Source organism: Ideonella sp., from assembly GCF_041918995.1.
Lineage (GTDB): Bacteria > Pseudomonadota > Gammaproteobacteria > Burkholderiales > Burkholderiaceae_C > Ideonella.
Genome location: NZ_JAYRUN010000006.1, coordinates 137,742 through 151,667, shown reverse-complemented (window position 1 = coordinate 151,667; position 13,926 = coordinate 137,742). Strand labels below are relative to the sequence as shown.

Annotated in this window: 9 protein-coding genes; 8 read left to right on the top strand and 1 reads right to left on the bottom strand. The window is 71.8% G+C overall.

The annotated features are described in order from the left end of the window. Positions 1-6 precede the first annotated feature (6 nt). Complete coding sequence (locus ACE3UN_RS07430; protein WP_374674283.1) at positions 7-3,276, bottom strand: amidohydrolase family protein; 3,270 nt, start codon at positions 3,274-3,276, stop codon at positions 7-9. A 744-nt stretch (positions 3,277-4,020) separates the two neighbouring features. Between ACE3UN_RS07430 and ACE3UN_RS07425 the strand changes: the two genes are divergently transcribed. The 8 genes from ACE3UN_RS07425 to ACE3UN_RS07390 all read left to right on the top strand — a co-directional run bounded on the left by ACE3UN_RS07425 (position 4,021) and on the right by ACE3UN_RS07390 (position 13,919). Continuing rightward, positions 4,021-6,114, top strand: coding sequence for a 3-hydroxyacyl-CoA dehydrogenase NAD-binding domain-containing protein (locus tag ACE3UN_RS07425; RefSeq protein ID WP_374674282.1), 2,094 nt, complete (start codon positions 4,021-4,023; stop codon positions 6,112-6,114). Positions 6,115-6,194: 80 nt separating this feature from the next. Beyond that, positions 6,195-7,370 carry an acetyl-CoA C-acyltransferase gene (locus ACE3UN_RS07420; RefSeq protein WP_374674281.1) on the top strand — a complete coding sequence of 392 codons (1,176 nt, stop codon included), beginning with the start codon at positions 6,195-6,197 and terminating at the stop codon, positions 7,368-7,370. A gap of 173 nt (positions 7,371-7,543) precedes the next feature. After that, positions 7,544-9,364 carry an acyl-CoA dehydrogenase gene (locus ACE3UN_RS07415; RefSeq protein ID WP_374674280.1) on the top strand — a complete coding sequence of 607 codons (1,821 nt, stop codon included), beginning with the start codon at positions 7,544-7,546 and terminating at the stop codon, positions 9,362-9,364. Between the two features lie 19 nt (positions 9,365-9,383). Continuing rightward, positions 9,384-10,175 (top strand): SDR family oxidoreductase, encoded by a 792-nt coding sequence (locus ACE3UN_RS07410; protein WP_374674279.1) that lies wholly within the window; start codon positions 9,384-9,386, stop codon positions 10,173-10,175. A gap of 8 nt (positions 10,176-10,183) precedes the next feature. Further along, positions 10,184-10,639 (top strand): PaaI family thioesterase, encoded by a 456-nt coding sequence (locus tag ACE3UN_RS07405; protein WP_374674278.1) that lies wholly within the window; start codon positions 10,184-10,186, stop codon positions 10,637-10,639. A gap of 49 nt (positions 10,640-10,688) precedes the next feature. Beyond that, on the top strand, positions 10,689-11,708 hold the full coding sequence (locus ACE3UN_RS07400) for an NADP-dependent oxidoreductase (protein WP_374674277.1): 1,020 nt from the start codon (positions 10,689-10,691) through the stop codon (positions 11,706-11,708). Between the two features lie 13 nt (positions 11,709-11,721). After that, complete coding sequence (locus ACE3UN_RS07395) at positions 11,722-12,231, top strand: GNAT family N-acetyltransferase (RefSeq protein ID WP_374674276.1); 510 nt, start codon at positions 11,722-11,724, stop codon at positions 12,229-12,231. Further along, a complete protein-coding gene (locus ACE3UN_RS07390) occupies positions 12,183-13,919 on the top strand; it encodes an isovaleryl-CoA dehydrogenase (protein ID WP_374674275.1) in 1,737 nt (578 codons plus the stop codon). Before ACE3UN_RS07395 ends, ACE3UN_RS07390 begins: the two co-directional genes overlap by 49 nt. The last annotated feature ends 7 nt before the right edge of the window (positions 13,920-13,926 follow it).

Sequence of the window (13,926 nt, the reverse complement as noted above, 5' to 3'; positions counted from 1 at the left end):
GGCCGCTCAATCGTCGGCGTGGCTGTGGCTGGCCGCCTCCACCGGCATGCCGACGCCGGCCGCGCCTTCGAAGAAGTGGGGCCGGCGCGTGCGCTGGCGCGGCCACAGCTCGTTCATCGTGGCCGCGTCGTAGAGCCGCCCGCCCAGCATCACCTGGCGCACGCGGTCGCTCGCGCGGATGTCGGCCAGCACGTCGCCCTCGATCACCACCAGGTCGGCCAGCTTGCCGGGCTCCAGCGAGCCCAGGTCACGGTCCAGCCCGAGGTAGTGGGCCGGGTTGAGCGTGGCCGCGCGCAGGGCCTCCAGCGGCGTCATGCCGCCCAGCGCCAGCATCCACATTTCCCAGTGGGCGCCCAGGCCCTCGCGCTGGCCGTGGGCACCGATGTTCACCTTCACGCCCAGGCGCTGCAGGGCGGTGGCGGTGCGCGCCACGCGCAGCACGTTGAAATCCTCCTCCGGCGCGGTGGGCCGGCGCACGGCGCGGGATTCGAGCAGGCTGCGCGGCACGTGGCGGGTGAGCAGCGGGTGGGTCCACACGTCGGTGCGCGCGTACCAGTAGTGCTCGCCGTCCAGGCCACCGTAAGCCACGTTCAGCGTGGGCGTGTAGCCCACGGCGGTCTGCGGCCAGAGCTGCCTGACGTCGTCGTACACCTCGGCGATGGGCAGGGCGTGCTCGATGCCGGTGTGGCCGTCCACCACCATGCCCATGTTGAGCTGGAACAGCGAGCCGCCCTCGGGCACCACCATCATGCCGGTGCGGCGCGCGGCCTCCAGGATCTGCTGGCGCTGTTCGCGCCGCGGCAGCTGGTAGCTCTTGACGCTGATGGCGCCCTCGGCGCGCTGGCGCCGCAGGTGGCCCAGCGCGTCGTCCAGGCTGTTCACCTCGGCGCTGATGCCGGCCTTGGCGCCGTAGAGCACCGAGCCGGTGGAGAAGATGCGCGGCGCCACGACCCGCCCGGCCCGCTGCAGCTCGGCCTGCGTGAACACTTCGCTGTTGCGGGCGGACGGGTCGTGCACGGTGGTCACGCCGAAGGCCAGCGAGGCCAGGTTCACCCAGCTCTGCTGCGGCACGATCTCGCTGTCTCCCATGGGGCCGTGCCAGTGCGCGTCGATGAAGCCGGGCACGATGGTGGTGCCGCGCACGTCGACGACGCGGGTGCCGGCCGGCACGGGCACCTGGCCGGCCGGGCCCACGGCGAGGATGCGGTCGCCTTCGACGAGCAGCACGCCGTCGTCGATGACCTCGTCGCCGCGCATGGTGACGAGCCGCGCGCCGGCGAGCGCCACGCGGCCGGTGGGCTTGTCCGCCGCCTGCGTGAAGCCGATGGTCTGGCCGGTGGCCGCGGGCGCGGCCGGTGAGGCGCCCGGCGTGGCGCCCACCGGTGCAGTGAACAAGGTGTCGCCCAGCGCGAAGTGCAGCCGCTGGCTGTCGCCGCTCCAGTGCAGCGAGTGGCCGGCGTCCGCGTCCAGCCGGCGCACCGGCATGGCGTCCATGCGGGGCCCCACGGCCAGCGGCTTGCCGCTGCGCGGCAGGGGCGCCACGTAGGCATGGAAGCGTTCCACGAAGCCCAGCCAGCGGCCATCCGGCGACACGGCGTACTCGCTCACGTGCTCACCGCGCGCCACCTCGGTCTCGCGCCGGTCGGCCAGGTCGATGCGCACGAGCTTGCGCTGCGCGTCCACCTCGTTGTCCAGCGTGCTGCGCGTGACATAGACCTCGTCGCTGCGCGCGCCGAACTGCGGCGCGCTGCCGTCGGGCGTGAGCCGCCAGGGCGCACCCTGGCCATCGGCCGGCAGCACCCACACGCCCGGGTCGAGCGCATGCCAGGGCGAGGTCAGCGTGCCGCCGCGCACCTTCTCGACCACCACCGTGCGGCCGTCGGGCGAGAAGCGCGGCGCCAGGTACTTGCCCGGGGTGCGCGTGAGCACGGTCTCGCGCCCGCTGGCCAGGTCGCGCCGCACCACGTGGCCGAGCTGCTCGTCGGTCCAGGCCACGAAGACCACCTGCCGGCCGTCGCGCGACAGGCTGGGGAAGAACTCGAAGCGGCCCTCCTCGCGCGTCAGCCGGCGGGGCGTGCCCTCGGGCAGCGGGCGCACCCACAGCGAGCCGAGCGCCGAGTACACCACCTGGCGCCCGTCCGGGGCCACCTGCACGGAGCGCAGCTGGCGCACCGGGAAGCGCGCCGGCGCCACCTCCTGCGCCACGCGCAGGGCAGGGCGCAGCTCGCGCGTGTCCTGCACGTGGAAGGCGATCTCGCGCGCCGCCTGCGCCGCGTCGCGGGCGAACGGGTCCACCCGCCACAGCCTGCCGCCGGCCCACAGCACCAGCTCGCGGGCATCGGGCGTCCACGCGAACGCCGGGTACACGCCGTACACCGACCACGATTCCTGCAGGTCGCGCTCCAGGTGCGGCCAGGCGGCGCGCTCCTCGCCGGTGGCGAGGTTCTTCACGAACAAGGTGCTCTGGTTGCGCACCCGGCGCACGAAGGCCAGCCACTGGCCGTCGGGCGAGGGCGTGGGCCGCACGGCGCCGCCGGGGCCCTGCACGAAGGCTTCCACCGTGCCGTCGTCCAGGTTCTGCCGGAAGATGGTGAAGATGCCCTGGTGGGCGTCCTTGTTGTATTCGAAGGTGCGCCCGGGCGTGGTGTCGCGCGAGTAGTACAGCCAGCGCCCGTCGGGCGAGAAGGCCGGCTCGCCCAGGTCCTTCTGCCAGTTGGGCTTCTCGTTCAGCGCCAGGCCCTTGGCGCCGCCTTCGCGCGGGTAGAGCCAGATCTCACCGGAGCCGGCCGAGCGCGTGCCGGTGTAGTGCTTGCGAGCGGCGATGTAGCGCCCGCTCGGGTGCCATACCGGGTTGTTCAGCAGGCGGAAGTCCTCGGTGGTGACAGCACGCGCGTCGCTGCCGTCCGCGGCCATCACCCAGACGTTGTCGCCCCCGCCGGCGTCGCTGACGAACGCGATCTGGCGGCCGTCGGGCGAGAAGCGGGCCTGGTGTTCCCAGGCGATGGAGTGGGTGAGCGGCGTGGCGCGGCCGCCCTCGATGGGCAGCAGGTACAGGTCGCCCAGGAGGTCGAACACCACCTGCTTGCCATCGGGGCTCACGTCCACGCTCATCCAGGTGCCGGTGCGCGTGTCGATGTGCGCCGTGCGCGTCTCGCCGGGCGGCTGGTTGACGTTCCAGGGAGCGGGCTTGGGGGCTTCGCTGACCTGCGCGGTGGCGCTGGAGGCGGCGAGGAGGGCCAGCAGGCAGGCGAGGGTGTCGCGGTTCAGGAACGGCATGGGTCGGGTGGCCTTGTGGGCGAAGGGGCGAGGATAAGGGCGGGAGCGCGGCCGCGGGGCATGGGGGCAGGCGCCGGGGCTCAAACGTCCGCGTCCTCGGCCTGGCGGCCGAGGATGCCCTGCGATGCTCGGCCGCGGGTCGCGCGGCTCAACTCGCTTCGCTCACTGGCGTTCGCTGCGCTCGGACAGTCGCCGCGAGTCAGTGCACGAAGCGCGCTGGCGCGCGCCGACCCGCGGCCTGCGATTCTCGGCGCTCCCATTCGCCCCGGCGCCTGCCCCCATGCCCCGTTCGTTCACCCGGGTCGCGGTGCGAGCGGTCGCACAGGCACGCAGTTCGCCAAGCGGCAGGGGGTACCCGGCGGTGGCGATTTGTGCAGCGCCGAGGAGCGCAGGGCGGAAGGCAGCGCGCGCCAGCGCGCATCGTCAACTGACTCGCGGCGACTGTCCGAGCGCAGTGAGCGCAGCGAACGCAGCGAGTTGAGCAGCGCGCCTTCCGGCCGAGCACCGCAGGGCAGTCGGCGCGCAGCGCCGACCGCGGAACCATGAGCCGCCGCCGGGTGCCCCCTGCCGCGACGCACCCACCGTGCACCGCCGGTCTCGGGGACCTCGCCTGGCAGGCCGCTCTCAGGGTTTCACCTAGCCACCCGCCTGTCACCGCAGAGACACTGAGGGCACTCCCGGTCTTCCTAGAATCGAACGACCGTTCTAATTTCCCATCCCGCACACGAGCACGAGGACACGCACATGAGCGCCAGCTACGAGATTCACGGCCCGGTGGCCGTCATCACGCTGAACAACCCGCCGGTCAACGGGCTGGGTCATGCGACCCGCAGCGCCGTGGCCGAGGGGCTGGAGAAGGCGCAGGCCGACGACAGCGTCCGGGCCATCGTCATCACGGGCGCCGGCAAGGCGTTCTCGGGCGGCGCCGACATCAAGGAGTTCGGCTCGCCCAAGGCGCTGGCCGAGCCCAACCTGCTGTCGCTCATTCGCCTGGTGGAGCTGTGCAGCAAGCCGGTGGTGGCCGCCGTGCACAGCGTGTGCATGGGCGGCGGCCTGGAGCTGGCGCTCGGCTGCCACTACCGCGTGGCCGCACCGGGCGCCAACGTGGCGCTGCCGGAGGTGAAGATCGGCCTCATCCCGGGCGCGGGCGGCACGCAGCGCCTGCCGCGTGTGCTGGGCCTGGAGACCGCGCTCAACATGATTGTCAGCGGCGAGCCGGTCAAGAGCGAGCTGCTCGCGTCGCTGCCTGGCCAGAAGCTGTTCGACAAGCTCATCGACGGTGACCTGCTGGCGGGTGCGATCGCCTTCGCCACCGAGGTGGCCGACAAGCGCCCGCTGCCGCTGGTGCGCCACCTGAAGGTGACGCATCCGAACCCCGACGCCTACGTCCAGTTCGCGCGCAACACCGTGAAGGCGATGTCCAAGCACTTCCCCGCGCCCGCCAAGTGCGTGGACGCGGTTGAAGCGGCGATGACCAAGAAGTTCGACGACGGCATGGTTTTCGAGCGCGAGATCTTCACCGCGCTGATGTTCACGCCCGAGTGCAAGGCCCTGCGCCACGCCTTCTTCGCCGAGCGCGCCGCGAGCAAGATCCCCGATGTGCCGGAGGACACGCCGCTGCGTGAGGTGAAGAAGATCGCCATCATCGGCGCCGGCACCATGGGCGGCGGCATCGCCATGAACTTCCTCACCGCCGGCATCCCGGTGGTGATGCTCGAGATGAAGCCGGAGGCACTGGAGCGCGGTGTCGCCACCATCCGCAAGAACTACGAGGCCCAGGTCAAGAAGGGCAAGCTCAAGCCCGAGAAGTTCGAGGCCAACATGGCCCTGCTCGGCACCACGCTCGACTACGCCGCGATCGGCGATGCCGACATGGTGATCGAGGCCGTGTTCGAGGACATGGAGGTGAAGAAGGCGGTGTTCGAGAAGCTCGACGCCGTGATGAAGCCCGGGGCCATCCTGGCCACCAACACGTCGACGCTGGACGTGAACAGGATCGCCGCGTTCACCAAGCGCCCGCAGGACGTGATCGGCACCCACTTCTTCAGCCCCGCCAACGTGATGAAGCTGCTGGAGGTGGTGCGCGGCGAGCAGACCGCCAAGGACGTGCTCGCCACGGTCATGGCGCTGGGCAAGAAGATCCGCAAGACCTGCGTGGTGGCGGGCGTGTGCGACGGCTTCATCGGCAACCGCATGATCGAGCAGTACAGCCGCCAGGCCGGCTTCCTGCTGGAAGAGGGCTGCACGCCGCAGCAGGTGGACCGCGCGGTGGAGAAGTTCGGCTTCGCCATGGGCCCGTTCCGCATGGGCGACCTGGCCGGCAACGACGTGGGCTGGTACATCCGCAAGCGCCGTTATGTGGAGAAGCCCGAGCTGCGCTACTCCAAGACCGCCGACCTGCTCTGCGAGATGGGCCGCTTCGGGCAGAAGACGGGGGCCGGCTGGTACGACTACCAGGCCGGCAAGCGCGATGCGATCCCCTCGGCGGTGGTCGAGCAGATGATCGAGGACCACCGCCAGACCATGGGCATCACCCCGCGCCAGGTCAGCGACGAGGAGATCGTGCAGCGCCTGGTCTTCGCGCTGGTGAACGAAGGGGCCCGCCTGCTCGAGGAGGGCATCGCCCTGCGTGCGTCCGACATCGACATGGTGTACCTCACGGGCTACGGCTTCCCGCTGCACCGCGGCGGCCCGATGTGCTACGCGGACACGGTGGGCCTGTACAACGTGGTGCAGGCGATGAAGCGCTTTGCGCGCAACCCGAACGACGACGCCGCCTTCTGGCAGCCCGCGCCGCTGCTGGCGCGCCTGGCCGCCGAGGGCAAGAGCTTCAGCTGAAGGCCGGCGGCCAACCCGCACGCCCCGCGCCACCAGCGACACCGCACGTCACCCCACGCACCGAACACGAGGATTCCGTCATGAGCCGAGCCGTCATCGTCTCCACCGCCCGCACGCCCCTGGCCAAGAGCTGGAAGGGCGCCTTCAACATGACCCATGGCGCCACGCTCGGCGGCCATGTGGTGGCTGCCGCCGTGCAGCGCGCCGGCATCGACCCCGGTGCCGTCGAGGACGTCATCCTCGGCTGTGCCAACCCCGAGGGCGCCACCGGCTGGAACATCGCCCGCCAGGCGGCGCTGCGCGCCGGCCTGCCCATCGGCGTGGCCGGCATGACCGTCAACCGCTTCTGCTCCAGCGGCCTGCAGACCATCGCCCTGGCGGCGCAGCGCATCATCGCCGGCGAGGGCGATGTGTACGTGGCCGGCGGCGTGGAGAGCATCTCCTGCGTGCAGCAGGAGATGAACATGCACATGTTCCAGGACAGCTGGCTCAAGGAGCACAAGCCCGAGATCTACTGGCCCATGCTGCAGACGGCCGAGCAGGTGGCCAAGCGCTACCAGATCCCCAAGGAGCGCATGGACCGCTTCGGCGCCGAGAGCCAGCAGAAGGCCTGTGCGGCGCAGGCGGCCGGCAGGTTCGCCGACGAGATCGTGCCGATCACGGTGACGGCGGGCGTGGCCGACAAGGTGATGGGCCTGCGCAGCAAGGAAGTGACTGTGAGCGTGGACGAAGGCCTGCGCGAAGGCACCACCTACGAGTCCATCCAGGGCATCCGCACGGCGCTGCCGGGTGGCGTGGTGACGGCCGGCAACGCCAGCCAGTTCAGCGACGGCGCCGGTGCCTGCGCGGTGGTGAGCGAGGCCTATGCCGAGCGCAAGGGCCTGAAGCCGCTGGGCCGCTTCCTCGGCTTCGCGGTGGCAGGCTGCGAGCCCGACGAGATGGGCATCGGCCCGGTCTTCGCGGTGCCCAAGGCGCTCGACCGCCTGGGCCTGAAGGTGAGCGACATCGACCTGTGGGAGCTGAACGAGGCCTTCGCCGTGCAGGTGCTGTACTGCGTCGACCGCCTGGGCATTCCCATGGACCGGCTGAACGTGAACGGCGGCGCCATCGCGCTGGGGCATCCCTACGGCGTCTCGGGCCAGCGCCTGACCGGCCATGCCCTCATCGAAGGCAAGCGCCGCGGCGCCAAGCGCGTGTGCGTCACCATGTGCATCGGCGGCGGCATGGGCGCGGCGGGCATCTTCGAGGTGTTGTAACTGTCTGCCCCCACGGCCCCTGGCGGGGCCTGCCCCCCGAGGGGGCTCGCGCAGCGGACCCGCGTAGCCGGTCCGCGCACGCCACTTGAAGCCGGCCACTCCTCCGCAGGGCCGGTTCGGCACCACGCCACTTGATGAACGGCCGCCGCTGCGCGGGGCCTTGGCAGGACACCATGCTGCGAGCGACGCTTGATTTTTTGCTGCACGACTGGCTGCGCGTGGACGAGCTCGCGGCGCGTGAGCGCTTTGCGGACCATTCGCGCGAGACCTTCGGCTCGGTGCTGGACACCTGCGAGCGCATCGCGCGCGAGAAGTACGAGCCCTTCAACCGCCTGGTGGACACCGAGGAGCCGCGTTTCGACGGCGAGAAGGTGATCCTGCCGCAGGCCACGCACGACGCCTGGAAGGCGTACGCCGAGTCGGGCATGCTGAGCGCCGCGCAGGCCTACGACATCGGCGGCATGCAGCTGCCCTACACGGTGGAGGCCGCGGCCAACACCTTCTTCGCCAAGGCCTCGGTCAGCATCGGCAGCGGCATGCTCACCGTGGGCAATGCCAACCTGCTGATGGCGCACGGCACGCCGCTGCAGCAGCGGGTGTTCGCGCTCAACGAGTTCAGCGGCCGCTGGTCGGGCACCATGTGCCTGAGCGAACCGCAGGCGGGCTCCAGCCTGTCGGACGTGGCCACGCGCGCGGTGCCGGACGGCGAGGGCTTCGACGCCGACCCGCTGGGCCCGCGCTACCGGCTCACGGGGAACAAGATGTGGATCTCGGCCGGCGAGCACGAGCTCACCGAGAACATCATCCACCTCGTGCTTGCCAAGATCCCCGGGCCGGACGGCAAGCCCGTGCCCGGCACGCGCGGCATCTCGCTGTTCATCGTGCCCAAGAAGCTGGTGGACACCGAGGGGCAGCTCACCGGCGAGCGCAACGACGTGGCGCTGGCCGGGCTGAACCACAAGTGCGGCTGGCGCGGCACCACCAACACCCTGCTGAACTTCGGCGAAGGCCGCTACCCGGTGCGCGGCGGTGCCGGCGCGATTGGCTACCTCGTCGGCCAGCCGGGCGAGGGCCTGCGCTGCATGTTCCACATGATGAACGAGGCCCGCATCGGGGTGGGCCTGGCCGCCACCATGCTGGGCATGGCCGGCTACGAGGCCTCGCTCGCCTACGCGCGCCAGCGCCCGCAGGGGCGGCCCATCACGGAGGGGGGCAAGGACGCCTCGCGGCCGCAGGTGCCCATCGTCCAGCACGCCGACGTCAAGCGCATGCTGCTGGCGCAGAAGGCGTATGCCGAGGGGGCGCTGGCGCTGGCGCTGTACTGCGCGCGGCTGGTGGATGAGCAGCACACCGGCGCGCCCGAGGCGGCGGCCGAGGCGGCGCTGCTGCTGGAGGTGCTCACGCCGATTGCCAAGAGCTTCCCGAGCCAGTGGTGCCTGGAGGCCAACAGCCTGGCCATCCAGGTGCTGGGCGGCTACGGCTACACGCGCGATTTCCCGGTGGAGCAGTACTGGCGCGACAACCGCCTGAACATGATCCACGAGGGCACGCACGGCATCCAGGCGCTGGACCTGCTGGGCCGCAAGGTGGTGATGCAGGGCGGGGCGGGCCTGAAGCTGCTGGCCACGCGCATCACGGACACCCTGCAGCGCGCGGGCCAGGTGGACGGCCTGGCCGAGCTGGCCGGTGAGCTGGGCGGCGCGCTGCAGCGCCTGGGCGCGGCCACCAAGGCCGCCTGGGCCACCGGCGTGCCCGAGGAGGCGCTGGCCAACGCCACGCTCTACCTGCAGGCCTTCGGCCACGTGGTCATCGCCTGGATCTGGCTGGACGTCGCGCTGACGTCCCGCGCCAGCGCCGACGCCGCCCGGCGCCAGGGCGCGCTGGCGGCCTGCCGCTATTTCTTCGCCTACGAGCTGCCGCTGGTGGACGCCTGGCTGCGCGTGGTGGCCACGCGCGAGCCGGTGTGCCGCGAGATGGACGAGGCGTGGTTCTGAACCGACCGAGGAGACACCCATGAGCACCCCCATCCAGCACCTGTTCAACCTCGAGGGCCGCACGGCGCTCGTCACCGGCGGCTCACGCGGCCTGGGCCTGCAGATCGCCGAGGCGCTGGGCGAGGCGGGCGCGAAGGTCCTGCTCACCTCGCGCAAGGCAGCGGACCTGGAGGAGGCCGCGGCGCACCTGCAGGCCAAGGGCATCGACACCCGCTGGGTGGCGGCCGACGCCAGCGTGCCCGAGGACGCGCAGCGCGTGGTGGCCGAGGCCATGCAGCGCCTGGGCCAGATCGACATCCTGGTGAACAACGCCGGCGCCACCTGGGGCGCGCCGGCCGAGGCCCACCCGCTGGCCGCCTGGGACAAGGTGATGAACCTGAACGTGCGCAGCCTGTTCGTGTTCAGCCAGGCGGTGGCCAATGCCAGCATGATCCCGCGCTGCTTCGGGCGCATCATCAACGTGGCGTCCATCGCCGGGCTGGGCGGCAACCCGCCGGCCATGCAGACCATCGCCTACAACACCAGCAAGGGCGCGGTGGTGAACTTCACGCGCGCGCTGGCCGGGGAGTGGGGCCGGCACGGCATCACCGTGAACGCCCTGGCGCCGGGCTTCTTCCCCAGCAAGATGACGCAGGGCCTGCTGGCCACGCTGGGCGCCGAGAACATGGCCGCCCACGCGCCGCTGAACCGGCTGGGCGACGACGACGACCTCAAGGGCGCCGCGCTGCTGTTCGCGTCCGCCGCCGGCAAGCACATCACCGGGCAGATCCTGGCGGTGGACGGTGGCGTGTCGGCGCTGGTCGGGGGATGATGGCGCCGATGAGCCGTTCGCCCATCGCCTTTCCCTTGCGCATCCCCTTCGTCGAGCAGCTCGGCCTGGAGCTGCACGCCTGTGCCGGCGGCGCCAGCGAGCTGCGGGTGGACCTGAAGGAGGCCCACATGAACTCGTGGGAGGTCGCCCACGGCGGCGTGCTCATGACCATGCTCGACGTGGCCATGGCCACGGCCGCGCGCAGCCTGAACCTCGACGGCCCCGGCGTGGCCACCGTGGAGATGAAGACCAGCTTCATGCGCCCGGCCGAGGGTGAGCTGCGTGCGACGGGCAAGCTGCTGCACCGCACCAGCACGCTGGCCTTCTGCGAGGCCTCGGTGTTCGATGGCGACGGCCAGCTCTGCGCCCATGGCACCGGCACCTTCAAGTACGTCCGTGCGCTGCCGGCCAAGGGCCGCCAGCTCAAGGCCCTGCAGCGGCAGGACGGCCCGCGCGCCGAGTGAGCGTGCCGGCCGCCTTCCGATCCCCACCGAACTCCCTGAAAGGACCCCCATGACCACGATGAACCGCCAGATCCTGCTCGCCTCGCGCCCGACCGCCGAGCCCACCGTCGACAACTTCCGCCTGGTGGAAACGCCCGTGCCCGAGCTGGCCGACGGCCAGGTGCTGGTGCGCCACCACTTCCTCAGCCTGGACCCGTACATGCGTGGGCGCATGAGCGAGAGCAAGAGCTACGCCCAGCCGCAGCCGCTGGACGAGGTGATGATCGGCGGCACGGTGGGCGAGGTGGTGGCGTCGAAGAACGGCCACTTCAAGGTCGGCGACCAGGTGGTGGGCATGGGCGGCTGGCAGGAGTACGCCGTGGTCAACGCCGACCAGCGCGGTGTGCTGCAGAAGGTGGACACCACCCACATCCCGCTGTCGGCCTACCTCGGCGCCGTGGGCATGCCCGGCGTGACCGCCTGGTACGGCCTGGTGAAGATCATCAACCCCAAGGCCGGCGAGACCATCGTCGTCAGCGCCGCCAGCGGCGCGGTGGGCGGTGCGGTCGGCCAGCTGGCCAAGGCGCGCGGCTGCCGCGTGGTGGGCATCGCCGGCGGGCCCCAGAAGTGCGAGCAGGTGGTCAAGGAGCTGGGCTTCGACGCCTGCATCGACTACAAGGCCCACGGCGACGCCAAGGCGCTGTCCAAGGCCCTGAAGGAAGCCTGCCCGAACGGCATCGACGGCTACTTCGAGAACGTGGGCGGCATGGTCCTGGACGCCGTGATGTCGCGCGCCAACGCGTTCTCGCGCATCGCCATGTGCGGCATGATCGCCGGCTACAACGGCGATCCCATCCCCATGTCGGCGCCCCAGCTCATCCTGGTCAACCGCATGAAAATCGAAGGCTTCATCGTCAGCGAGCACATGGACGTGTGGCCCGACGCGCTCAAGGAGCTGGGCATGCTGGTGGCCAGCGGCAAGTTCAAGTACCGCGAGACCGTGGCGGAGGGCCTGGCCGCCGCGCCCGAGGCCTTCCTGGGTCTGCTCAAGGGCCGCAACTTCGGCAAGCAGCTGGTCAAGCTCGTCTGAGCGGCACCCGCCCATGCCGCCGGCCTCCACCCTGACCTGGACCTTCGCGCGCTTCGACGCGCTGGGCGTGCGCGACCTGTACGACGCGCTGCAGCTGCGTGCGCTGGTGTTCGGCGTGGAGCAGCACTGCATCTACCTCGACCCGGACGGCGTGGACCCGCTCAGCGCCCACCTGATCGGGCGTGACGCCGAGGGGGCCCTGCGGGCCTACCTGCGCGTGGTGGACCCGGGCGTGAAGTACGCCGAGCCCTCGCTGGGCCGCGTCGTCACCCACCCCGAGGTGCGTGGGGGTGGCCTGGGCCGCGTGCTGCTGGCCGAGGGGCTGGCGCGCTGCGACGCCGCCTGGCCCGGCCACGCCAACCGCATCAGCGCACAAGCGCACCTGGCCGCCTTCTACGCCGGCTTCGGCTACCAGCCGGTGGGCGACAGCTACCTGGAAGACGGCATTCCCCACCTGGAAATGTGGAGGCCGCCATGTCCCGCACCCCGCATGCCGATGCCCAGCCACCCCGCCACGGCCTAGCCGCCGAGGCGGGCGCGCCGACGCACGAGGTGTTCAACCAGCCCGAGCCGCTGACCGGCGCCAACCTCTTCACGGGCGACGCGGGCCTGCGCGATGCGCTGGCCTTCCACGCACCCGCGCTCGGCGCCGACGCGCTGGCCGGCCTGGCCGCCCTGGGCGAGGAGGCCGGCAGCGCGGCCCTGCAGGCCCACGCCCGCCTGGCCAACGAGCACCCGCCGGTGCTGCACACCCACGACCGGGTCGGCCGGCGGGTGGACGAGGTGGAGTTCCACCCCAGCTACGGCGTGCTGATGGACCGCGTCACCGCCCACGGCCTGCATGGCACGCCCTGGGCGGACGGCCCCGGCGGCCACCTGCGGCGGGCGGCCGGGTTCATCGTGTTCACCCAGCTCGAGCCGTCGGTGATGTGCCCCGTGTCCATGACCTACGCCGCCACCCCCGCGCTGCAGGCCAACCCGGCGCTGCATGCCGACTGGGCGGCCCGCGTGGCCGCACGCGCCTACGACGCGCGCCCGCTGCCCGTGGCGGCCAAGCACGCGGTCACGCTGGGCATGGGCATGACCGAGAAGCAGGGCGGCTCGGACGTGCGGGCCAACACCACGCGCGCCGAGCGCGACGGCGAGGACGCCTGGGGCGAGCGCTTCCGCCTGGTCGGCCACAAGTGGTTCTTCAGCGCGCCGCAGAGCGATGCGCACCTCGTGCTGGCGCAGGCCCCCGGCGGGCTCAGCTGCTTCTTCGTGCCGCGCTGGCTGCCCGACGGCACGCGCAACGCCGTGCAGGTGCAGCGGCTGAAGGACAAGCTGGGCAACCACGCCAATGCCAGCAGCGAGGTGGAGTTCCGCGGCGCCTTCGGCTGGCGCGTGGGCGAGGAGGGCCGCGGCGTGCCGCAGATCCTGGCCATGGGCGCGCTCACCCGCATGGACTGTGCGCTGGGCACGGCCGGCCTGATGCGCCAGGCGCTGTGCCTGGCGCTGCACCACACGGCGCAACGGCAGGCCTTCGGCAAGCCGGTGGCCTCGCACCCGCTGATGCGCAACGTGCTGGCCGACCTGGCGCTGGACAGCGAGGCGGCCACCGCGCTGGCACTGCGCGTGGCCCGCAGCGTGGACCGCACGGTGCATGGCCAGGACCCCACGGGCCACGAGGCGCTGATGCGGCGCCTGCTCACCCCCGTGGCCAAGTACTGGGTCTGCAAGCGCGGCAGCCACTTCGCCCAGGAAGCCATGGAATGCCTGGGCGGCAACGGCTACGTGGAGGAGGGCGGCCACGGCGTGATGGCGCGCATCTACCGCGAGATGCCGCTCAACTCCATCTGGGAGGGCGCCGGCAACATCATGGCGCTGGACCTGCTGCGCAGCCTGCAGGGGCCCCAGGGCGGCCCCGCGGCCGAGGCGCTGGCGGCCGAGCTGGCGCCGGCGCGCGGCGCCCACCCCGCGTTCGACCGCCTGGCCGCCGCGCTGCCCGCCCGGCTGGACGGCGCGACCCCCGAGTGCGAAGCGCGCATGCTGGCGCGCGACGTGGCGCTGGCCGTGCAGGCCGCGCTGCTGCACCAGCATGCGCCCGACTTCGTGTTCACGGCGTTCTGCGACGCGCGCCTGGCGCGGCCGGAGTCGCTGGCCGCGTACGGCAGCCTGCCGGCCGCGGCGCCGTTCGATGCGCTGATCCAGCGCGCCCATCCCACTGCCTGACGAGGAA